Origin of the sequence: Bradyrhizobium sp. AZCC 1578, assembly GCF_036924675.1 — a bacterium.
Lineage (GTDB): Bacteria > Pseudomonadota > Alphaproteobacteria > Rhizobiales > Xanthobacteraceae > Bradyrhizobium.
This window is the reverse complement of the sequence record NZ_JAZHRZ010000001.1, coordinates 7338493-7359502: the sequence shown is the minus strand read 5'-3', so window position 1 is coordinate 7359502 and position 21010 is coordinate 7338493. Positions and strand designations below refer to the sequence as shown.

Below are 21010 nucleotides of genomic sequence, written 5' to 3'. Positions count from 1 at the left end.
CGGGTTACGACCGCAATCCCGGCGCCTCGTGCCCGGTGCGCGCGACATATTCGGTGTAACCGCCGCCAAATTGGTGGATGCCCTCCGGCGTCAGCTCGAGCACGCGGTTGGAGAGCGCCGCGAGGAAATGCCGGTCGTGGGACACGAACAGCATGGTACCCTCGAACTCGGACAGCGCATTGATCAGCATTTCCTTGGTGGCGAGGTCCAGGTGGTTGGTCGGCTCGTCCAGCACCAGGAAATTCGGCGGATCGTAGAGCATTTTTGCCATCACCAGCCGCGCCTTCTCGCCGCCCGAGAGCACGCGGCACTTCTTCTCGACGTCGTCGCCGGAGAAACCAAAGCAGCCCGCGAGCGCGCGGAGCGAACCTTGTCCCGCCTGCGGAAAGGAATCTTCCAGCCATTCGAACACCGTGCGCTCACCGTCGAGCAGGTCCATGGCGTGCTGGGCAAAGTAGCCCATCTTCACGCTGCCGCCGATCGCCACCATGCCATCGTCGGGTTCGGCCGAGCCCGCCACCAGCTTCAACAGCGTCGACTTGCCGGCGCCGTTGACGCCCATCACGCACCACCGCTCCTTGCGGCGGATCATGAAATCAAGGCCCTGATAGATGGTGCGGCTGCCATAGCCCTTGTGGACGTTCTTCAGGCTGACGACATCCTCGCCCGAGCGCGGCGCCGGCAGGAATTCGAACGCCACCGTCTGTCGCCGCTTCGGCGGCTCGACGCGCTCGATCTTGTCGAGCTTTTTCACCCGGCTCTGCACCTGCGCCGCATGCGAAGCGCGCGCCTTGAAGCGCTCGATGAACTTGATCTCCTTCGCCAGCATCGCCTGTTGGCGCTCAAATTGGGCCTGCTGCTGCTTTTCGTTCAGCGCGCGCTGCTGCTCGTAGAACTCGTAGTTGCCGGAATATGTCGTGAGCGTCCCGCCGTCGATCTCGACGACCTTGTTGATGATTCGGTTGATGAACTCGCGATCATGCGAGGTCATCAACAGCGCGCCCTCATATCCCTTCAGGAACTGCTCGAGCCAGATCAGGCTCTCGAGATCGAGATGGTTGCTCGGCTCATCCAGCAGCATCACGTCAGGCCGCATCAGGAGGATGCGTGCCAACGCGACCCGCATCTTCCAGCCGCCGGAAAGCGCGCCGACGTCGCCCTCCATCATCTCCTGGCTGAAGCCTAAGCCCGACAACGCCTCGCGAGCCCGGCCGTCTAGCGCATAGCCGTCGAGCTCCTCGAAGCGGTGCTGCACCTCGCCGTAGCGCGCGATGATATCTTCCATCTCGTCGGCACGATCCGGGTCGGCCATGGCGGCCTCGAGCTCCCTGAGCTCGTTTGCCACGACGCTGACAGGCCCGGCGCCGTCCATCACCTCGGCCACGGCGCTGCGGCCCGACATCTCGCCGACGTCCTGGCTGAAATAGCCGATAGTGATCCCCCGATCGAGCGAGACCTGGCCCTCGTCGGGTAGGTCCTGGCCCGAGATCATCCGGAAAAGCGTGGTCTTGCCCGCCCCGTTCGGGCCGACGAGGCCGATCTTCTCCCCCTTCTGAAGGGCTGCGGAGGCTTCGATGAAGAGGATCTGGTGGCCGACTTGCTTGCTGACGTTATCGAGACGGATCATTGGGCCCTGAAGGAAGGAAATCGCTGCGGCCGCTGCTTAGGACATCTAGCGTGCTTGTGGAAGCGGTTCCGAGATATTCCCGCCGCAACAAGCTACGCTACCTGACGGTGTTTTGGTTGTCGACACAACTGCATCCCAGGAGACATATACCAGGGGCCGAATGATCTCGCGTATGGGCGGTAAAACCTTCCAGCGCTGCGAACCGATCTGTACCGGCATCGTTAGCCCGTCAGCTCCAATTGAACCGACGGAGAGTTCCCATGAGCGCAACAGGTCTCGAAGTATTCGACAGAACGCTCCAGATCACCAACACGTGGTTGGACGAAGTGATGACCAACCTGCCGCGCGATCGCAAGCTGGCGTGGCATATTCTGGGATCGGTATTGCGAACCATCCGCGACCGGGTTCCGGTCAATCTTGCCGCCCATCTCGGCGCGCAGCTCCCACTACTGGTGCGCGGCACGTATTACGACCAATGGCGGCCAAGTGAAACGCCGAAGGCATGGCGATCGGCAGACGAGTTTCTCTCCATCGTCTCGGCAGAACTTAGTTCGCAGAAACCGGTCGATTCCAAAGATGCAGCGCAGGCGGTGTTCCGCGTTCTGAACCATCATGTCGATCCCAATCAGGTCGAGAAGGTGCGCCACGCGCTTCCGGAAGACGTTCAGGCGTTGTGGCCCCGTAACAATCGGGTTTCATCGGCGGCCTGATGCGGCATCTGATCGCGGTTCCGAAGATCGACAAGAACCCTGATGTTCGCCGGGCGTTGTCTTGCAGCACAAAAGCAATCAACAACGGGAGCGAGCAATGACCAGACCTCCGCCCGTGCCGCAGGACAATCAAAGCCACAAGGGTACAGGCGATCCGAAATCCGGCAACGCCCATGAAGTTCGGAAGGGCCGCGGCCGCGTTGAAAATACCCGTGAGCAGGGGCAACAGGGCAACACCGCTCAGAACACGACTCATCAGGGCTATCAGCAGGATCGCTAGTCAGGAGCGAGCACCATGTCGACTTCAACGAAGACGCGCGCGAGCATTCGCCAGGGCGGCCCGGGTGCTTCCCATGAAAACGCCAAGGCGCCGCTTCACGTCGAAAAGCCGCCCGCCGATGATCCGCAGCGCCGGCACAGCAAGGTGTCCGGCGGCGGCGGCGAACATGACACCCACCACACTCACGAGCCGGAGCGAAAGGGCGGCGGCACCCATCCCGCATCGAAGGACGCGTCATGAGCACCAAGCATGTGAAACTGAACCGACCGACTAACGTCGATCTTGTTCGAAATCCGCTGATCGGAGGCTCGAAGGGAACATCGATGGCGCAGGTAACGTCCGACGAGCTTGAGGAATTCGAGGGCGCCAATACCTTCGAGGGCGACATCGAGAATGATACGAATCCTCAGGGTGGTATCACTAAGGCAGAAGTTCGCGACCGCCGCCGCGGGCCGCCGCAAAACGATCGGGATAGCGGGCCGCGGCGAATGCCGCTGCAGGGGAAGAAGACGCACGAGCAGCAAATGCGCATTCTTGAACGGAAGCCCGATGTGCCCGACGCGAGACAGATGGAGGAGATTGCGCAGACCCAGCACCCTGGCGGCGCCAAAATAGCGAAGCGCCAAGCACGTCAATCGGAATTTCCGATAAGCCGCGGCGGGCTCAACCAGGAAAGCCAGCACAACAAGCACAATCGTCCGGGCCAGTCCGGCCACAAGCCTCAAAAGCCATAGGGGATAGTTACTATGACACGTGGAGCACATGGAGACGGCAAGCATCTCGGCCCTGGCGCGAAGGGCAAAGGCGCCGGGACCGGCGCTATGACCGACGTGCAGAACGATCTGATCGGCGACAACGCGGTGCTCTCCAACCGCGACAAGACCGAGCATTCGCGCGATCGCGGCCAGGACAGCAAATGGACCCAAACCGAGCAGTTGAAGGACCACGCGGCAAACAAGGGCCGCGGATAAGGCGCGAGATTGTCGGTCGAGCACGCGCGGAGATCACAGGTTGATCACGCCAAGTCGCGCGGCATGTGCCACAGCATCGGTGCGGCCGGTGGCATCAAGTTTGGCAAGCAGCGAAGCCACATGGAATTTGGCGGTATGTACGGATATTCCAAGTTGGCGCGCAATGGCTTTGTTGGATGCGCCTTCGGCCATCAGGACAAGCACGTCGCGCTCGCGTGGCGTGAGATCGATATCGGACGCGTCGACGGCCGTCGGCGCGTCGCGTGATATGAGCGCGACCGTCGCTGCCTCTCCGGGCGCCGCCAGACGAAGTCCGGACACGCCGCCGAGCAGAGACGCGAGCCGGTCCGCCAGCGCCGGATCGGCGATCTCGATAGCTACCACAATGACCGGCGATGCCGCTTCGCTCACAGTTCCGGCCTTTCACCGATCGTGAGCTTGACTTGCAGCGGTTGGCCGGCGCGGCGAATTGTGATGTCGACGACGGAGCCGATACTGTCGGGCCCAAGCGATCGGATCAGCGAGCGCATGCTGGTCAGCTTCTCGTTGTTCCATCCAATGATCACGTCGCCTTGCAGGATACCGGCGGCGGCCGCGGGACCTGACTTGTCGACACTCATCACCATCGCTCCGACGCCATCGTCGAGCTTGATCGGCTGCAATCCAACCCCGAGATAGCCCCGCGCAATCCGGCCATGGGTTTCAAGCCTTCCCGCGATCCGGTTGATCGTCGCGCCGGGAATCACGAGAATGCGTCGCACGCCTTGGACGGCCATGCCGATCGCTTCGCCGGAGGCGTTGACGGCAAGTCCCCCCTCGTGATTGCTGCGCAGCCGCACGTCGAGCTCGATCCTGGCATCGATCTCACCGCCACGAAGGCTGCGCCAGCGGCCTCCGACCAGCGAGACGACGCCGAGCGCCGCCGTGGGAACGCCATGCTCGGCAGCGACCACGACCATCAGCGAGCCCAGATCCGGAACAACAGGAGAGAATGCGACGGAGGCAGTATTGCCGGCATCACTCTTGGTATCGAGCCGCAGCAGCGCGATATCGGTGGTGTGATCGCGTCCTGCGATCTTGGCCGACTGCGTCGTTCCGTCGGCAAATTTGACTGAGACTTCGCCTTCGTCGGCCAGCGCTTCATCAGCCGTCACGATCAGGCCGGGTTTCCAGATGAAGCCCGAGGCCCGCGAGCGGTGCGAATGCACCGAGACGATCGCAGACCTCGTCCGGGTGACGACATCGGCAAGGGCGGAGGATAACGACGGAAGGATAACTGCGGTCGGGTCGGGCATGACAGAACTCCTGGATCGGTTGAATCCAATCTGGGAGTTCAGATTGCGTTCGGGAACTAGCCTGATGGGCAGGCCGCAGGAGTTTTCCGCCTCGAACTCGGGCGCTCCCGCTTCGCACTATGCCGTGTGTCCGGGATCGATGTACTTCGGCGTCTTCTTCTCCCGTTGAGGCGTCATCCTCGCAGGATCGGGCGCCCCGGGTACGCCGCGCGGACCGAGCTGCTCTCGCTGAATATCGTCTTCCGTCTTCTCGGGCTCGACGCCATTGGGCTCGCGATTTCGGGTCATGGCTGAACGGGTCTCTCCCTTCAAACATCAGCTCACGCTGTTAATGCCTCAGCGGAATACCTGTTCCTATTCCTGATCTGGCGCACGCCGTGGAACTAGTATTGCTGTCCCGTGTCACAACTTCCGAGTGTTGATGCTGCATCATCAATTTCTCGGGCGTTTGCTGGAAGCCTTCTAAGAGCCCCTCTAAGAACCATTCCATTAGAGGAATCGTAATACCTCGCGTATGCGTCACCGCGTTGCGCTGCCCGACTTCCTGAAGGCGGCGTGAGTGCTCGCAGGTTGGGGTGAACCTTGAAGTCTCGTGATTTGTTCCGGATCGTCGCGTTGGCGACCGTGTCCGTATTGGCGTTGTGGCCGCAGTCGACGTTCGCGCAATCAAGTTCTTCGTCGCAATCCGGAGCGCAGTCGTTGCCTCCCGTCGTCGTCGCCTCGCCGGAGGCTCGCCGTCGCGCCGCAGCGCCGGAACGGCGCCAGACACGGCGCGCAACGCAGGCAGCGCAATCCAACCGACCGCAGCCGCAACGCGGCGTCGGCTTCGTCGAAAGCCCGCGCGGCGCCGTCCAGGGTTATGTCGCCGGCCGCTCGATGGCGGGCACCAAGACCAACACGCCGATCATGGAGACGCCGCAGTCGCTTTCGGTGATCGGCAGCGAACAGATTCGCGACCAGAAGCCCGGCAAGTTCGACGAGATCCTGCGCTACACCCCGGGCGTCGTCGCCGGGACATTCGGCGCCGACACCCGCAACGACTGGTTCCTGATCCGCGGCTTCAAGTCGGACGATGTCGGCCTGTTCCTCGACGGGCTGCAGCTCTTCTACACGTCCTATGCGAGCTGGAAACTGCAGCCGTTCAACCTCGCCCGAGTCGAGGTGCTACGCGGCCCCTCCGCCGTGCTCTATGGCGGCTCCAGCCCGAGCGGTATCGTCAACGCGGTCAGCAAGATGCCTCCAACAGAGCCGATCCGCTATCTCGAGACCGGCGTCAATAATTTCGGCAATGCTTATCTATCTTTCGATTTTGGCGGCCCGGTTGCGACCGCGCCCGAAAACGGCAAGCTATTCTACCGTGTGGTCGGCCAGGTCCAGAACGGCGGCACCCAGGTCGATTTCACCCCCGACAACAACTATTTCATCGCGCCGTCCGTCACCTACAAGCCGGATGCAGACACGACGTTCACCGTGCTGGCTTCGGCGTCGAAGCAGGATACGCGCGGCATTAACTTCCTGCCATATGTCGGAACGGTGGTCGATGCGCCCTTTGGGCGTATTCCGACAAAGCGGTTCGTCGGCGACCCCAGCGTCGATACGTTCAAGCGCGAACAGGAGATGATCGGCTATCAATTCGAGCGCAACCTCTCTGACAGCGTCACATTCCGGCAGAATGCGCGCTACGCGCATGTTGACATCACCTATCGCGGTTTGGTCGGCAATAGCTATTCCAACATCGCCACCGGTGACCTCGCCCGCTACAATTGGTACGCGAAGAACACCGCCAACCAGGGCAATCTGGACAACCAGTTGGAGTATCGTTTCGATACCGGCCCAGTGCAGCACACGATGCTATTCGGCCTCGATCTGAAAGCTTATCGGATCGACGACTACCAAATCTTCGACTTCGGCGGTGTGCCCTCGATCAACGTGTTCAATCCGGTCTACGGTGTCGGCGACATACCGTTCACGGTCGCGCCATTCCGCAACTTCCTCCTGACTCAGAATCAACTCGGCACCTACATTCAAGACCAGATGAAGTTCGGCGGGTTCACGCTGGTGCTGAGCGGCCGTAACGACTGGGTATCGACCAGTCAGGCCGATCGTCCGAGCGGCGCCACGCTGTACAACCGCGAGGACAGCAAGTTCAGCGGCCGTGCCGGCCTGATCTACAATTTCGCCAACGGGCTCGCGCCCTATGTTGCCTACGCGACAAGCTATAACCCGATCATCGGCCTGAACGCGTCGAACCAACTGTTCCTGCCGGAAACCGGCGAGCAGGCCGAGATCGGACTGAAGTATCAACCCACCGGCTTCAACGGCCACTTTGGAATTGCCCTGTTCGATCTGAAGCGGAAAAACGTGCCGACGACAGTGCCGGGCATCGTACCGACTCTTCAGAACCAGACCGGTGAGGTCACCTCGCGCGGTCTCGAGCTGGAGGCCGTAGCCAATCTCGCACCTGGCCTGAAGATGGTTGGCGCGTTCACCACCTACGATCTCTTTATCAGCAAGGACGCGAATCCGGCCCTGATCGGCCTGACGCCGACCAACACGCCACAGCAAGTTGGATCCGTCTGGGCTGACTACACCTTCCAGGAGGGACCGTTGAGGGGCTTTGGCTTTGGTGGCGGCGTGCGCTACGTCGGCAAGTCCTTCGCCAATGCCGCGAACACGCTGGTGGTTCCCTCGGTCGTGCTTGGTGACGCGGCGGTCCACTACGAATGGCAAAACTGGCGCGCGGCGCTGAATTTCATCAACATCGCCGACAAAACTTACGTCGCAAGTTGCGCGTCCGATACGTCCTGCTTCTACGGCGATCGCCGCCGCGTGACGGCAAGCCTCGCCTACAAGTGGTAACGCGTCGCAATCGGCGGGGAGGCAGCCCTGAAAGCCAGAACGGTTCGCATCTGGTCAGTGGTCCACACCTGGAGCAGCTTGATATCGACGCTGTTCCTGCTGCTGCTGTGCATCACCGGCCTGCCGCTGATCTTCCATCATGAGATCGATGAGCTGCTCGGCTACGATCCAAAGCCCGAGATCGCCCAGCCGGGCGCGGTGAAGCGGAGCATCGACGAGATCGCCCGCACGGCGCTTGCGAACGATCCCGGTCGCGTCCTGCAATATATCTTGTGGGACAAGGACGAGCCGAACAACGTGATCGCCTTCACCAACAACAAGGTCGACGGCGATCCGGATGCCGCGACGCTCAGGGCCTATGATGCACACACCGCCAAGCCGCTCGGCTCGGTCGGTGGTGGCCCGATGCTGATCTTCCTCAAACTCCACGTCGATATGTTTGCCGGCCAGCCCGGCAAGCTGTTCCTCGGCGCCATGGGATTCCTGTTCCTGGTCGCCATCGTCTCCGGCGTCGTGCTGTACTGGCCGTTCACGCGGCGCCTGAGCTTCGGCACCCTCAGGGACAAGTCGAGCCGCATTGCCTGGTTCGACTGGCACAATCTTCTGGGCGCGGTTACCATCGCATGGGCGCTGGTGGTCGGCGCCACCGGCGTCATCAATACGCTTGCGGAAGTGATGCTGAGCCAGTGGAAGGCCAACGAACTCGCCGACATGGTCAAGCCTTACGCGGGCAAGCCGCCACCGGTGCGTCTGGCCTCGCTCGATACAACAATCGAGAGAGCGCGGACGACGGCGCCGGGCATGAACATCTCCTTTATCGCATTTCCCGGCACCCCATTCACGAGTTCGCATCATTTCGCGGTGTTCATGCGCGGAGACACGCCGTTGACATCGCGCCTGCTCAAACCAGTGCTGCTCGATGGCGAAACCGGAGAAGTCTCCGACGCGCGCGATCTTCCGGTCTATCTCAAGGCACTGTTGGTCTCGCAGCCGCTGCACTTCGGTGACTATGGCGGCATGCCGCTGAAGATCATCTGGGCCCTGCTCGACATCATGACCATCGTCGTCATCGTCAGCGGGCTCTATCTGTGGGTCGTCAAACGCCGCAAGCACCGCAGCCACGCGATCGCGGGACAGCCTGCGTTGCAGCCGTCGCGATGACCGACGCACGCAAGTTGCGCTCCAGCGGCAATTGGTGGACCGTGTATGGCGGTCCACTGCTGATCGGGGTGCTGTCGGTCGCTGGGTTGTTGACGGCGCTGCTTTCGGAAGGCGCCGGCCGTTATTTTTCCTGGATCGCCGTTGGCTCGCCCGTGGCCCTCACCGTGTGGTTTTTCGCGCGGCGCAAGCGTGGCTAAGCGGGCCGCATCAACTTGAGCGTCGCAGCCAGCCGCAAGCTTCGCTTTCCCGCGAGCGCTATGGCTTCGAGTTGAGCGCCGGCTTCGTCGCAGGTGCCGGTAAAGCCGATGCCCACCTCATGGCCGCCGAACACAGGGTTTTCACCCTTCGCCGGCGTATGCTCCTGGTTCAGGATCTCACCCTTCCAGCGGCCGTCGGCCGAAGCGTAGGCCCCGAGGTAATAGAAGAAGGCATCGCCGCCGAGGATGCGGCCGTCCAGCAGCAGCATGACGCCGGACAGACCGGCCTCGATACCATCGAGCGCGCGGAGCTGGAGGGAATAGAGCCCGTTGACTATGCCGCCCGGCCCGACGGTGCCGACCGGCGGCAGCGCCTCGTCGTCGAGCCGCGTCAACTCGGCCCAGAACAGGGCGCCGGGCCGCGGCGCGGCACTGCCTTCAAAACGAATCTTGTTGCCCTGCAGCCTGCCGCGCACGCTGATGGCGGCGACATCGGTGTCCATCAGCGGCTTGTAGTGGGGGTCGTCATTGTGGCGCTGGGTGATGACCTCGCCGATAATTTCCCCAGCCGTCTCCTGATAGGTGCCGAGATGGGCAAAGGCGGAATTGCCGCCCAACAGCTTGCCATTGTGCATGCACATGATGCTGCGGCCGAACGCGTCGTTCACGCCGTACTCGACCTTGTAGAGCCCGTTCAGCAACGAAGGTGTCCCGCCTTTGTCAAATCATCTCGCGGGGGCTTAGCACCGCCGGAAGCCCGGAACCAGCCGCGTTTTAATGCCGCTTGAAGTACTGCACCGCGCGCTCGTGCTTTTCCGCCGCGGCACGCGATTTGAAGGTTCCAAGGTTACGGCGCTTGCCCGTTTTCGGATTGATTTTGCGGGAATAGAGCCGGTATTCGCCCGATTGCAGTTTTCGGATCATGGAAAGCACCGCTTCTTGCGAGCCCCCGTCCGCAATAATTGCGCCGCGGGCCCTCTTGTTCCGGTCCTGCTATTCGCGTTGTCTCTGGCCCTGTGATGCCGGATCGCTCTGCCGGCACGGAATGAATGGGGGCCCCCGTGCAACATTTCTTCCTGTACCTCCTCGCGCTCGGGGCTGGCGTCAGCGTCGCGACCCAGCAGGTGCTCAATGGCAGTCTGCGCACGGCGCTGGGCTCGCCGGCCTGGGCGGGGCTGATCAGCTATGCGGGCGGCCTCATCACCATGATCGTCGCGGTGATCGCGCTCGGCGAACGCGTGCCGTCCTGGAAAACAATGGTCGATGTGCCGTGGTATGCGTGGTCCGGTGGCGTGTTCGGCGCTGCCTTCATCCTGCTGGCGATCCTGTTGTTGCCCTCGCTCGGTGCAGCGACGCTGTTTGCGCTGGTCATTGCCGGCCAGGTACTCGCTGCGGTGACGCTCGACCATTTCGGCGCGTTCGGGCTGACGCCACATCCCGTCAGCGCCGCGCGGCTCGCAGGCGCAGTGTTGTTGATCGCCGGTGTCGTCTTGATCCGGGATTGAAATTCAGGGCTCGAGCCCGCTCTCGCGCAACGCTGGTGCGACCGCAGGCGACGCAAGAAATCGCAGCAGCCGGTCCGCTTCATCCGGTTTGTCGCTCGCTACCATACGCCCGGCGGAAAACACCGCGGGCGTTTGCAAGTCGCGTGGAATGGCTCCAACCACCTCGATGCCGCCGACCTGCTTCAACTCGCTGATTTGCTGGACGGCGAGATCGGCCTCGCCGGTCACCAGCTTCTCAGCGGTAAAGCCCTGCGGGATGATCTGCGCCCTCGCATTGACCTCGGCGGCAATGCCGAGTTGCTCGATCAGTCTTGCAAACAGAATGCCGCTGGCGCCGAGCCGCGAATAGGCCACCGAGCGCGCGCCGAGTAACGCCGCGCGCAGCGCCGCCTCGGTCGCGATATCGGGATGGGCCGCCCCAGCCTTCACGGCGATGCCGACAAAGGAGCGGGCCAGGTCCACGCACGTCTCCGTGACCACCCGCCCCTCGCGCGCGACTTCGTCCAGCCCCTCGCGGGTCAGGATGACGACGTCCGCGGCCTCGCCCGCGCGCAGCCGGTCCAACAGCGCCAGCGTGGGCGCGAAATCGGCGTCGATGCGTGCGCCTCCGGCCGCCCGATACTGGCCTGCCAGGCTTTGCACGGCACCCTTCAACGCCAGCGTCGAGAGCATGCGCACGGTATCAACCATCGGCCGCTATACCCGGCGCATCAGCTTGAGCACCGCGGTCATGCGAAGGCTGCGCTTGCCGGCGAGCGCGGTCGCCTCCAGGAGCGCGCCTTGCTCGTCGCAGGAGCCGGAAAAGCCGATGCCGACTTCATGCCCGCCGAAGATGGGATTCTCGCCCATGGCGGGCGTGTGCTCCTGATTGAGAATCTGGCCTTTCCAGCGGCCGTTCTCCGAGGTGTAAGTTCCGAGATAGTAGAAGGATGCGTCGCCGCCAAGGATGCGCCCGTCATTGAGCAGCATCACGCCGGTCAGACCGCCCTCGACGCCGTCGAGCAGGCGTACGTGGATGGAATAGAGGCCGTTGACGATGCCGCCCTTGCCGACGCTGCCGGCTATCGGGATGGCCTCCTGCTCGATCGGCGTCATCACCGAATGGAACGCCACGCCGGGCAACTCCTTCAAGCCCCCTTCGAAGCGGTACAGATTGCCGTCTGCCCTGCCCTTCGCCAGCAAGGTGGCATCGTCGGTGCCGGCCATCGCGCGGTAATTCGGGTCCGGGTTGTGGCGCACGGTCTGGATCACGATGTCGACGCCATCGTCCCGTTTTTCGTAACTGCCGATATGGGCAAAGGCCGAATTGCCGCCCAGCATCTTGCCGCCGCGCGCATACATCACGCTGCGGCCGACCGCCGCGCCAAGCTGAAACCTGACTTTGTAAAATCCCTCAAACAATGCCGTCACCCCGGCAAACCCGGCTAATTGTCTAGCGTGGTTCATAACGCAGGGGAACGGCCTTGAACCGCCGTATTTGAATCAAAGCTACCAAAGCGCCGTGTCATCAAAACGCAATGATCCGCCAAGGCGACGCCTTGGCGGATCAGCTTTGCAACCCGGAAAGCCCGAATTGTATCGTCGGTCCGTTAGGCCGCGGCCGCCTTGGCGCCGGTCGGGACTTCCGCAATCGTCTTCAGGATCTGGGACGCGATCTGGTAGGGGTCGCCCTGCGAGTTCGGACGGCGGTCTTCCAGATAGCCCTTGTAGCCATTGTTGACGAAGGAGTGCGGAACGCGGATCGAGGCGCCGCGGTCAGCCACGCCATAGCTGAACTTGTTCCAGGGCGCGGTCTCGTGCTTGCCGGTCAGGCGCTTGTCGTTGTCCGGCCCGTAGACGGCAATGTGGTCCATGAGATTCTTCTCAAAGGCAGCCATCAGCTTCTCGAAGTATTCCTTGCCACCGACTTCGCGCATGTACTTGGTCGAGAAGTTGGCGTGCATGCCCGAGCCGTTCCAGTCGGTATCGCCGAGCGGCTTGCAGTGGAATTCGATGTCGATGCCGTAGCTCTCGGTCAGGCGCAGCATCAGGTAGCGAGCCATCCACATCTGGTCGGCAGCGGTCTTGGAGCCCTTGCCGAAGATCTGGAATTCCCACTGGCCCTTCGCCACTTCGGCGTTGATGCCTTCGTGGTTGATGCCGGCGGCGAGGCAGAGGTTGAGATGCTCTTCCACGATCTTGCGGGCGACATCGCCAACGTTCTTGTAGCCAACGCCGGTGTAGTACGGGCCCTGCGGACCCGGATAACCGTCCGAGGGGAAGCCGAGCGGACGGCCGTCCTTGTAGAAGAAATATTCCTGCTCGAAGCCAAACCAGGCACCTTCATCGTCGAGAATGGTTGCGCGCTTGTTCGAGGGGTGCGGGGTCTTGCCATCGGGCATCATGACTTCGCACATCACCAGCGCGCCGTTTTCCCGCGCAGCATCCGGATAGACGGCGACGGGCTTCAGCACGCAATCGGAGCTGTGGCCTTCGGCCTGCATGGTGGACGAGCCGTCGAAGCCCCACAGCGGAAGCTGTTCGAGCGTCGGGAACTTGTCGAATTCCTTGATCTGCGTTTTGCCGCGCAGACTCGGCGTCGGCGTATAGCCGTCGAGCCAAATATACTCGAGCTTGTACTTGGTCATTGAGCCTCTCTTGAGTTGCTATGAAATGCGGAAAACCGAAACCTTGAATTCTGGACTTTGACGCCCAGCCCCCGGAGGTCCCCGCATGCGTGTACCCGGCCACGTCAGGCCACGCCCTTCTAAGCATTTAACGTGCCAATCGCTGCAGTGCGGCATTGGCCTTCCACGGCTCGCGCCGGCGGCGGCCCAAAATAGAAGCTGCGACATAGGAGCGCGGCCGGCCCGCAAATCGGGCGGCCTGGGGGCGGGCCAGCGGTCCGAATCCAGCACATTTTTCCGGCATTTTCGCTCCGCTGCCGCTAAGCGCTTAAAGGTGCAGCATCCTTTTGAGGCCCCCACGTGGGACGCCGACTCCGCCGAGCAACCATCCCGTCGCCCCACGCGTTGGTCATGCAAACGCTGCCTTGCAGAATGCACCGCCAAAACTGCCTACGAAATAGACAAAGCCTGCCGCTCTCTTGGTCACTTGCACCCGCCCGGGGCACCGACAATATCGCCTTACGTAACCAGTAGAGAACGAGTTGGGCGCACCATGGAGGCTCGCGCTTCGAAAAAAGGAGACAATGATGAATCCGAGTTTGAATCACGGGTCAGCCACGATCTACCAATTCCCAGCCGGGGGCCGGGCGGCTCTCGGGGGACGTCGCTATGGCGAGACCGAAGCCGTGACCGAGTTTGCGGCCCAGCCGGTCAACCTCGCGGACTGCTGCGATAGCTGGTACCACGCCGCGGCGATCGAGGACGCCAAGACCGAGCGGGATCACTGATGCTTGGGAGGTGTTTGGCAGGGACGCACCGGGCAAACGAGGCGCGGACGGAGAACTAGAAAAGGGTCGGAACGAAATCGTTTCGGCCCTTTTTCATGTCTGCTCGCACGTCGTAGTCGGCCGCCTGGCGTGCTTGAGTGTGGTGATGCCGGCTTTGGTGATCCGTAAGGTCACGCCCTTCCCCTGGTAACGCGACCCTGACAAGACCCAACGCTTGGGCAGCGTCACCGCCTTGCCGTCGAGTTGCAGATGGGCACGGTTGTCGTACTGAAAAAACCCAACCGTGAACTGCGAGCCGTCGGCGCAACGATAATTCCGGAAGCTGGACTGCGCCGACGCCGGTGACGGCATGGTTGCAACCGCGGCGAAGCCTAGCGCCGCGCCAAAAATCGTATTTCTGCGACAATTCATATTTCGTCCCTCGCACCGTCGAGTATAGACGAGACAAGAGCGGGCGACATGCCCTTTCGACCGTTTGTCCGCGGTACGAGATTGCCTGGAGGAAGTGACGGATCTACCGGCCCCAGAATGCGGGCGTCGCTTTGAATCGCCGCCATCGCTTGCGGAGCGCTTTTGTTACAACGATCCGATCGCGCGCTTGCCAACCCGCCACTGCGCCGATGGCGGGATGAAGCGAAGGCTGGCCCTCCCGCCTGATGGCGTCAAGCAGAATGCTGGTACTTGCGATGTCGCGCGCGCGTCCGAGACTGGTCTGAAGCCTGGCGAGCCGCCTCACGTAGCGCTTGGCCGGCGCACGCGTGGCATAAAGGGGCAGGAAGAACTCCGCGGCATAGCGCAGCTTCTTGAGATCGATTCTGAGATCGTGCTGCGCTTCGACGTTGAGCTGCCGGAAATGCGTGCCACGCTTGAGCGCCCTGCGATGCAAGCGCGCCAAAATCTTATCCGCGAGCGTTGGCATCGGTAGCGACAGGACGGCCAGCGCTTCGCTGTCGATCTCGTTGCGCCAGCCGCGGCGTTCCACCAAGTGTCCCAGCGAGAGCAGGAAACGGCTGCAACGGAGGTCAGCGAGCACCGTTTGTAAAGCGTAGTAGCTCGATTTGCGCTGCCGGTCGACCGCCTCATGCAGGGCGCCGAGGTCGATATCCGGAGCCGCCGCAACCAGGCGAGCGACGGTCGTCTCGGCGAAAACATCCCAATCCCGCGCCGGGCCGAGCTGCTGCATCAGCCACCGCGCTTCGCTGTTGATCGCCTGGAATGAAGGCGACGGAATATCACGCCGGAACAGCGCGCATATCGTCCGCAAGCGACGCAAGGCAACACGCATCTGGTGCACGCCTTCGGGGTCCGTTCCCTCCTGCGCCACCATGTGATTTTTCAGAAGATGATGCCAGCAGGCCCCCATCAAGTGTGCGATAACGTCGTCGACGACGTCCTCTGCAGTAATGCTCAACGGCTCGGCTTTCGCCGCCGGCCGAACGACGTCGAAGGCGAGCGCATAACCGCGTTCCGCCTTGCTGCGCGTGCCGACCTGTAGCGGCGCAGCGTCGAGCAACTGCGTTCCGAGATCGAACAGGACCCCGGCATTGCCGCTCTTCAATTCGAGTTCGATCTCGGAGAGGACTTCCTGACGCCCACCGGCCTCGATCGCCCCCTCGTCGAATGCGATTGCAACGGACGCGTCGGGCAGATCGAGTTGCCGCGCGTGCCGGCGGACTCTCGTCGCGAAAACCGGCACCAGTGCGTCGTTGGCGAGCGTCGTCAATGGATCACCGACCTCGCCGGCGGGAAGCCGCGCCAGATCAGGGGTGAAGTCGCCAACCGGCGCTTCCCACTGCCGCCGGGTTAGAGGTCGTCCGATATTGGCTGCAAGCTTTAGTGTCTGGATGAAGTGTTTACCGCTGCGTCGCACGCGCAGCGACATGCCATGTTGGAACAGCAGGCGCTCCACCGTATCGTAATACACCGTTTCCAGCCGGCGAAACGCGCCACGGTTGCGCGCATGCTGCACGATGACAGGCATCTCGCGCAGCTTTTCGAGGGATCCTGGCGGCGCCAGCAGCTTTAGTTCGATTTCCGCCTGTTCAGCCGGTCGCACAGCGGTCGCTGCGCCAGAATCGCTCACGACTGGCTGCCGCGCGTTCAACGATATCTCCAGCGGAATGCCGTATGAATATTTTATGACAATGACAGGGCATATCCGAGCTATACAAGAGGATCACTCTGCAAAATGAAGAAGATCACACGACAGGGTTGCGCAACGACAACGTCTCGCGGCGCGCCGCCTCTCCATCCAGCCGTCGCAGGATATGCGGGACCGGTTGCAGGCCGCCTCAGTTGGCGGCCTCAGCTTTCTAAGTTGTATGGTCCCCGCCCTGCAGCGGTGATAATCTCCTCCTCAAATCAAACTAGCCGGAGGAGGTCCCGCCATGCTTGCGGAGAAATTCTTCCTGGTGCTGGAAACGCTCAGGAGCTTTGTTTCGGATGGAAGCGTCAAGGTGGTTAGCACCACGCCTCATGTCCCGGTCAAGCTGCCGCCACGGAAGTAGCCCAGAGGCCGCCCTCAGTAGGCGGCCTCTTCCGCTTTCGGGTTGTCGATCCCTTCCCTTCATGAAGGCTAGCGCATAGAAAATCTACAATGTGCGTATCGGTGCCTCTCGGAGGACATGTTGTGAGGTCCGAATTTAAGTCCGAAATGCTAACCAAAGCGGCCGTCCGCCAGCCACTGAATTTGCGGGTTCACCCCCCATGGAACGGTCGCAGCAGCCGCTGCGGCGCATAACGAGCGCCAAAAATCGTAATCGTTCGACAATTCATGTTTCGTCCCCTGACAAGTTCAGTGTAGACGGGACGGGAACGAGTGGCATGCCCTTCCGTCGTTTGTCCGCAGCACGAGATCGTTCAAACCGCCAATGTCAGAATCCCCTGCCTCCCCTGCCCGCCATCTCAATCTTGCCGGCGCCAGCAATTTTCGCGATCTCGGCGGCTATCCCACAAGCGACGGCCGGACCGTACGTTGGCGGCAGATTTTTCGCTCCAACCATCTTGGCCATCTCACCGAAGGCGATGTCTCCGTGCTGCGGGAGCTGGGCGTCCGCAGCGCGTTCGATTTTCGCGGCACCGAGGAGCGCACCGCCGCCCTATGTGGCATGCCCGAGATATCAGTTCATTCGCTGCCGGTCGAGCCGACGGTGGTCGCGGCGCTGCGCGCCATCGCAGCCGCCGGCACGCCGCTGTCCACGGACCACGCCGTCGAGGTGATGCGCGACTCCTACTGCAGCTATGTGCAGAAGAATACGCAGCACTTCCGGACCCTGTTTGCACATTTGCTGGAAGATCGCGCGCCGCTGGTGATCCACTGCACCGCCGGCAAGGACCGCACCGGCTTTGCGTGCGCGCTGATCCTGCATACGCTCGGCGTTTCCGAGGACATCATCTCGGAAGACTATCTGCTGACCAACCGCTTCTACCGACGGGACCCAAATCACAGCAGCGACCTGCCCGAAAACGTCAAGCAGGTGCTGGGCTCGGTGCAGGCCTCGTTTCTCGCCGCCGCCTTCGAGGCCATCGACGCCGACTACGGTGATCTCGAAAGCTATCTCCGCGATGGTCTTGGTCTCGGCAAAGCCGAACGCGCCCATCTCGAGGCGCGCTATCTGCAGCGCTGATTCCATAGCGTTTTCAAGCGAAGTGGATTCCGGTTCGCGTGAAGAAAACGCGTCAAACAAAAAATTAGGGCGCGGTTCTGATTCAATCAGAACCGGGCTCTAATCCGCCTTCACCTCACCCGCTGCATCGACACGACCTGCGCGGACAGCTTGCCGCCTCTCGCCCAGACGTTGACCTGCACCTTGTAGTCGTTGCTGGTTTCGCCCTTGGGCACATAGAGCATCGCGGTAAAGCGCACGCGGCCGCGCGCATCGAGTGTCACCGGCAGGTCCTCATGCACGCGAAAGAAATTACCCTGGCGATTTCGCGGCGGCAGCCTGGCCGTCATGATCGGCGCGATATTAATCCGGGAATGGATTTGCGCGCACCCTCGCGCGGTCGCGATGGTACCGGCCGCGAGCTCTATTGCAAAAATTTAAGAGCTCTCGCGGTAAAATAAATTAGTTTATCGAGTTAAAGTCTAGCGCACCGTTGGCGCAAGATTTTCAGATACTATTTTTTAAGTCTAGCGCACTCGGTGCCGCCGTTCCTCGCCGCATAGGCGGGATTGCGATACCAGCCGTGCTTCAGGGTTGGCTGCCAGTCTGTGCGCGTTTGCGAAAATACACCGGCAGGACATGGTCCCCACTTCAAATTGGCTCTGCCACCCGCCATTCCGCCCTGCATGGGAATCGGCGCTCCTCTCATAATGCCCCATTTGCTTCTGGGGCCCATGTTGTAGCCGCCTCGAAATTGAACTTCCTGTATGTTATCGCGATAGTCTTCTTGCATAATTGGTCCGTCGAGTTCAGTCATAAACACGCCATCTTGAGCTTCCTCTGAATCATCGGAACCAGTTACGACCGCATGAGGCTCGACCAGCGCACGCAGATCGAGCTTGGTCGCCGTTTCACCATCAATCCGGTAATAGGCAAAGGAATCGCTCTCCCAGCGGCTGTTCGCCACCCCAATGACGGCCCGACTGTCCGGCGACCAGGCCGCAAGCAGTTCGTAGCGGTTCGCCCGCATTTCACCCGTCTCCCAATGGGTGCCGCCGAGTGTGGTCAGCACCGCGCCATCGGTGACACGGATCAGGACGTTTTCGACGTCGTCGGGATTATTCTGGCCGGACGGCAGGCCCTGCGCGGTTCGCCAGGCGAACGCGTAGTCCTTCGAGGGCGAGGTGGTGTCGGCGAAGACACGCATCGCAGCTTTCCCTTCGCCGCATACGAGGCCGCCGTGGCGATCGGCGACGCAGCCTTGCGCATGCGCGGCGACCACCAACTGCAATGCGATGAGAGCGAGTGGAAATGCGAGAGCGGAGCGCATGCGCTATCTTATCCGCCACGCGCAAGTCGTAAAGTAGACCGTAGCGGCCAAAAGCTGCGCGCTATCGGCTCAGGCCGCCGCTTCCATTTCCAGTTCGGCGTCGAGATCGGCGATGACGTCCTCGAACGCCGAGATCGCCTGCTGGATCGCTGCGATCTGCATCAATTCCCAGCTCGAGACCGGACCGCTGCGATTCTGCAGCGCTACAACCAGGTCGCGCCGCTGCTCCTTAAGCTGAACAAGCGGTAAACCATGATCCGGCAAACCCATGACAAATCCCCCTGCCTTCTTGTTGGAGTCGTGTTGTACCGAATGGATTCTGCAAACGGCTTACAGAACTCCGGCAAATTTTATCGATTTAGCCTCATCCCTTGACCTCCCGTAGTTCTACGTAGCTCGCCACCTCCGGCCAGAATTGGGCCGCAACAATTTGGGCTGGCGAGACCGACGGTCATGCAGAAATTCGCCGCATTGGGATTGAAAATCTCCTGATAGGGTGCGCTCCCTCATCCGCATGCGGAGGCCCTTCATGGACGGAAAAGTCATTGTCGTGACGGGCGCGCTCGGTGCGCTCGGCCGGGTGGTCGTGGACGAAGCGCTGGCGCGGGGCGCCAGGATTGCAAGCGTCGATCATGCCCCGACGCAAGTCCCGGCCACGGCGGACCTGTTCGAACTCGGCGGCATCGACCTCACCGATGCCGCGGTAGCCAAAAAGGCCATCAACGCCGCTGCCGCGCATTTCGGCAAGCTAGATGCGCTGATCAACATCGCCGGCGGCTTTGCCTTCGAGACGGTGGCAGAGGGTGATCCCAAGACCTGGCAACGGATGCACGCGCTCAACGTCATGACCGCGCTCAACGCCTCGCGCGCGGCGATCCCGCATCTCGCCGCATCGGGCGCAGGCCGCATCGTCAATCTCGGCGCGATGGGCGCGCTGCAGGCAGGCAGTGGCATGGGCGCCTACGCCGCCTCCAAGGCCGGTGTGCACCGCCTCACCGAGGCGCTCGCCGTCGAACTCAAGGGCAAGATCACGGTCAACGCCGTGCTGCCGTCGATCATCGACACCGCAGCCAACCGCGCCAGCATGCCGAAAGCCGATTTCACCCAATGGGTGACGCCGAAGGAACTGGCCGACGTGATCCTGTTCCTCGCCAGCGACGCGGCTAGCGCCGTCACCGGCGCGCTGCTGCCGGTGAACGGGAGGGTTTAACCCTCCACCTCCACCAGTTTTCGCAGCACCGCCTTGAAGCGGATGCTGCGCTTGCCGACGAGCGCGGTGGCTTCGCCTTCCGCACTGTCGCGGTCATACGTGCCGGAAAAGCCGATGCCGACTTCATGGCCGCCGAACACAGGCCGTTCGCCCATGGCCGGGGTATGCTCGCGGTTGATGAGTTCGCCCTTCCATCTGCCGTTCGCCGCCGTGTACGCCCCGACATAGTCGAAGAACGCGTCGCCGCCCCTGATGCGGCCGTCCTGCAGCATCAGGACGCCGGTGTTGCCGGCATCGATTCCGTCGAGCATGCGGATGTGGATCGAATAGAGCCCGTTTCCGATCCCGTCAGGGCCGACCGCACCGGGCGGCGGCGCGTCGGTATCATCGATGGGGCTCAGAACGGTCGTGAAATAGACGCCAGGCAAGGCCGCGCTGCCGCCGTCAAAATGAAACTCCTCGCCGCGGGGCGCGCCCCTGAAATTCATCACGGCATGTTCAACTTCGAACATCGGAACGTATTTGGGATCGTGATAGTGGCGCGACATCGTAACCTCGCAAGAGACGATGCCATCGGTTTCGGTGAAGCGGCCGACAAACGAAGAGCCGGAATCGCCGCCGTACAGCCTGCCGCCCGATGTCGCAAACATCACGCCGCTGCCCGTGCCGCGCGCCGTGGTGAAGCGGAATTTGTATAGCCCTTGCAACACGCCTACTCGCTGTGGGAGCGGCAAATGCCTGTGGCCCGCGAACGATCGATTCGCAGGTTCCCTCAAATTGCCGCTGGCCTTGTCCCCACTCCGACAATAGCCGCTCCGGGGCTATCCGATCAAACGCTTTGCCGGCTAGGCTCGGCGTGTTGAGTC

The 21010-nt window shown here is 61.9% G+C and carries 27 protein-coding genes; 12 read left to right on the top strand and 15 right to left on the bottom strand.

The window, feature by feature from the left end:
- Positions 1 to 4: 4 nt before the first annotated feature.
- Positions 5 to 1627 (bottom strand): ABC-F family ATP-binding cassette domain-containing protein, encoded by a 1623-nt coding sequence (locus tag V1290_RS35105; RefSeq protein ID WP_334368626.1) that lies wholly within the window; start codon positions 1625 to 1627, stop codon positions 5 to 7.
- Positions 1628 to 1887: 260 nt separating this feature from the next.
- Here V1290_RS35105 and V1290_RS35100 point away from each other — a divergent pair, with 260 nt between their 5' ends.
- From V1290_RS35100 to V1290_RS35080, 5 genes are all read left to right on the top strand, one after another.
- The gene (locus tag V1290_RS35100) at positions 1888 to 2337 is read left to right on the top strand and encodes a DUF2267 domain-containing protein (protein WP_028346376.1); all 450 of its coding nucleotides are present in this window, start codon (positions 1888 to 1890) and stop codon (positions 2335 to 2337) included.
- 97 nt (positions 2338 to 2434) lie between these two features.
- On the top strand, positions 2435 to 2617 hold the full coding sequence (locus tag V1290_RS35095) for a hypothetical protein (RefSeq protein ID WP_334368624.1): 183 nt from the start codon (positions 2435 to 2437) through the stop codon (positions 2615 to 2617).
- Positions 2618 to 2632: 15 nt separating this feature from the next.
- Entirely contained in the window at positions 2633 to 2857 is a 225-nt protein-coding gene (locus tag V1290_RS35090) for a hypothetical protein (protein ID WP_334368622.1), read from the top strand.
- Positions 2854 to 3351: a hypothetical protein gene (locus tag V1290_RS35085; protein ID WP_334368621.1), complete on the top strand. Its 498-nt coding sequence runs from the start codon at positions 2854 to 2856 to the stop codon at positions 3349 to 3351. Before V1290_RS35090 ends, V1290_RS35085 begins: the two co-directional genes overlap by 4 nt.
- 12 nt (positions 3352 to 3363) lie before the next feature.
- The gene (locus V1290_RS35080) at positions 3364 to 3588 is read left to right on the top strand and encodes a hypothetical protein (protein ID WP_334368619.1); all 225 of its coding nucleotides are present in this window, start codon (positions 3364 to 3366) and stop codon (positions 3586 to 3588) included.
- Positions 3589 to 3621: 33 nt separating this feature from the next.
- On the opposite strand, the gene V1290_RS35075 is transcribed toward V1290_RS35080, so the two are convergent.
- From V1290_RS35075 to V1290_RS35065, 3 genes are all read right to left on the bottom strand, one after another.
- Positions 3622 to 3999 (bottom strand): response regulator transcription factor, encoded by a 378-nt coding sequence (locus V1290_RS35075; RefSeq protein ID WP_334368617.1) that lies wholly within the window; start codon positions 3997 to 3999, stop codon positions 3622 to 3624.
- On the bottom strand, positions 3996 to 4883 hold the full coding sequence (locus V1290_RS35070) for a S1C family serine protease (RefSeq protein ID WP_334368615.1): 888 nt from the start codon (positions 4881 to 4883) through the stop codon (positions 3996 to 3998). Before V1290_RS35070 ends, V1290_RS35075 begins: the two co-directional genes overlap by 4 nt.
- Positions 4884 to 5000: 117 nt before the next feature.
- A complete protein-coding gene (locus V1290_RS35065) occupies positions 5001 to 5171 on the bottom strand; it encodes a hypothetical protein (protein ID WP_334368613.1) in 171 nt (56 codons plus the stop codon).
- Between the two features lie 294 nt (positions 5172 to 5465).
- Between V1290_RS35065 and V1290_RS35060 the strand changes: the two genes are divergently transcribed.
- From V1290_RS35060 to V1290_RS35050, 3 genes are read left to right on the top strand one after another with little or no spacing between them, the layout of a single operon-like run.
- A complete protein-coding gene (locus V1290_RS35060; protein WP_334368611.1) occupies positions 5466 to 7742 on the top strand; it encodes a TonB-dependent siderophore receptor in 2277 nt (758 codons plus the stop codon).
- 57 nt (positions 7743 to 7799) lie between these two features.
- Positions 7800 to 8903 carry a PepSY-associated TM helix domain-containing protein gene (locus V1290_RS35055; protein WP_334368610.1) on the top strand — a complete coding sequence of 368 codons (1104 nt, stop codon included), beginning with the start codon at positions 7800 to 7802 and terminating at the stop codon, positions 8901 to 8903.
- Positions 8900 to 9100: a hypothetical protein gene (locus V1290_RS35050; RefSeq protein ID WP_334368608.1), complete on the top strand. Its 201-nt coding sequence runs from the start codon at positions 8900 to 8902 to the stop codon at positions 9098 to 9100. The genes V1290_RS35055 and V1290_RS35050 overlap by 4 nt, the downstream gene beginning before the upstream one ends.
- Here V1290_RS35050 and V1290_RS35045 read toward each other — a convergent pair.
- Together V1290_RS35045 and V1290_RS35040 are read right to left on the bottom strand one after the other, a co-directional pair.
- The gene (locus V1290_RS35045) at positions 9097 to 9801 is read right to left on the bottom strand and encodes a GrlR family regulatory protein (RefSeq protein ID WP_334368606.1); all 705 of its coding nucleotides are present in this window, start codon (positions 9799 to 9801) and stop codon (positions 9097 to 9099) included. The genes V1290_RS35050 and V1290_RS35045 overlap by 4 nt on opposite strands.
- A 73-nt stretch (positions 9802 to 9874) precedes the next feature.
- Positions 9875 to 10024, bottom strand: coding sequence for a hypothetical protein (locus V1290_RS35040; protein ID WP_141686549.1), 150 nt, complete (start codon positions 10022 to 10024; stop codon positions 9875 to 9877).
- Positions 10025 to 10161: 137 nt separating this feature from the next.
- On the opposite strand from V1290_RS35040, the gene V1290_RS35035 reads away from it, so the two are divergent.
- Entirely contained in the window at positions 10162 to 10605 is a 444-nt protein-coding gene (locus tag V1290_RS35035) for a DMT family transporter (protein WP_065744974.1), read from the top strand.
- A 3-nt stretch (positions 10606 to 10608) separates the two neighbouring features.
- On the opposite strand, the gene V1290_RS35030 is transcribed toward V1290_RS35035, so the two are convergent.
- The 3 genes from V1290_RS35030 to V1290_RS35020 form a co-directional block, all read right to left on the bottom strand.
- Positions 10609 to 11295, bottom strand: a complete 687-nt coding sequence (locus V1290_RS35030) for a substrate-binding domain-containing protein (RefSeq protein ID WP_334368603.1) — start codon at positions 11293 to 11295, stop codon at positions 10609 to 10611.
- Between the two features lie 6 nt (positions 11296 to 11301).
- Positions 11302 to 12006, bottom strand: a complete 705-nt coding sequence (locus V1290_RS35025; protein WP_028346387.1) for a GrlR family regulatory protein — start codon at positions 12004 to 12006, stop codon at positions 11302 to 11304.
- 188 nt (positions 12007 to 12194) lie between these two features.
- Positions 12195 to 13232: a glutamine synthetase beta-grasp domain-containing protein gene (locus tag V1290_RS35020; protein WP_057846503.1), complete on the bottom strand. Its 1038-nt coding sequence runs from the start codon at positions 13230 to 13232 to the stop codon at positions 12195 to 12197.
- Positions 13233 to 13798: 566 nt separating this feature from the next.
- Here V1290_RS35020 and V1290_RS35015 point away from each other — a divergent pair.
- Positions 13799 to 13999: a DUF2735 domain-containing protein gene (locus V1290_RS35015; RefSeq protein ID WP_442893742.1), complete on the top strand. Its 201-nt coding sequence runs from the start codon at positions 13799 to 13801 to the stop codon at positions 13997 to 13999.
- A 93-nt stretch (positions 14000 to 14092) separates the two neighbouring features.
- Here V1290_RS35015 and V1290_RS35010 read toward each other — a convergent pair whose 3' ends face one another.
- Together V1290_RS35010 and V1290_RS35005 are read right to left on the bottom strand one after the other, a co-directional pair.
- Complete coding sequence (locus tag V1290_RS35010) at positions 14093 to 14410, bottom strand: MliC family protein (protein WP_334368598.1); 318 nt, start codon at positions 14408 to 14410, stop codon at positions 14093 to 14095.
- A gap of 103 nt (positions 14411 to 14513) precedes the next feature.
- On the bottom strand, positions 14514 to 16082 hold the full coding sequence (locus tag V1290_RS35005; protein ID WP_334368596.1) for a CYTH and CHAD domain-containing protein: 1569 nt from the start codon (positions 16080 to 16082) through the stop codon (positions 14514 to 14516).
- Positions 16083 to 16869: 787 nt separating this feature from the next.
- Here V1290_RS35005 and V1290_RS35000 point away from each other — a divergent pair.
- Positions 16870 to 17625 carry a tyrosine-protein phosphatase gene (locus V1290_RS35000; RefSeq protein ID WP_334368594.1) on the top strand — a complete coding sequence of 252 codons (756 nt, stop codon included), beginning with the start codon at positions 16870 to 16872 and terminating at the stop codon, positions 17623 to 17625.
- Between the two features lie 110 nt (positions 17626 to 17735).
- On the opposite strand, the gene V1290_RS34995 is transcribed toward V1290_RS35000, so the two are convergent.
- The 3 genes from V1290_RS34995 to V1290_RS34985 all read right to left on the bottom strand — a co-directional run bounded on the left by V1290_RS34995 (position 17736) and on the right by V1290_RS34985 (position 19204).
- Positions 17736 to 17954 (bottom strand): hypothetical protein, encoded by a 219-nt coding sequence (locus V1290_RS34995; protein ID WP_334368592.1) that lies wholly within the window; start codon positions 17952 to 17954, stop codon positions 17736 to 17738.
- A 164-nt stretch (positions 17955 to 18118) separates the two neighbouring features.
- Positions 18119 to 18934: a hypothetical protein gene (locus V1290_RS34990; protein WP_334368590.1), complete on the bottom strand. Its 816-nt coding sequence runs from the start codon at positions 18932 to 18934 to the stop codon at positions 18119 to 18121.
- A gap of 69 nt (positions 18935 to 19003) precedes the next feature.
- Positions 19004 to 19204, bottom strand: a complete 201-nt coding sequence (locus tag V1290_RS34985) for a hypothetical protein (protein ID WP_028346392.1) — start codon at positions 19202 to 19204, stop codon at positions 19004 to 19006.
- A 259-nt stretch (positions 19205 to 19463) separates the two neighbouring features.
- On the opposite strand from V1290_RS34985, the gene fabG reads away from it, so the two are divergent.
- Complete coding sequence (fabG, locus tag V1290_RS34980; RefSeq protein WP_334368589.1) at positions 19464 to 20144, top strand: 3-oxoacyl-ACP reductase FabG; 681 nt, start codon at positions 19464 to 19466, stop codon at positions 20142 to 20144.
- Here the strand turns inward: fabG and V1290_RS34975 are convergent.
- Entirely contained in the window at positions 20141 to 20854 is a 714-nt protein-coding gene (locus tag V1290_RS34975) for a GrlR family regulatory protein (protein ID WP_334368587.1), read from the bottom strand. The two genes, fabG and V1290_RS34975, sit on opposite strands and share 4 nt — an antisense overlap.
- Positions 20855 to 21010: the final 156 nt, after the last annotated feature.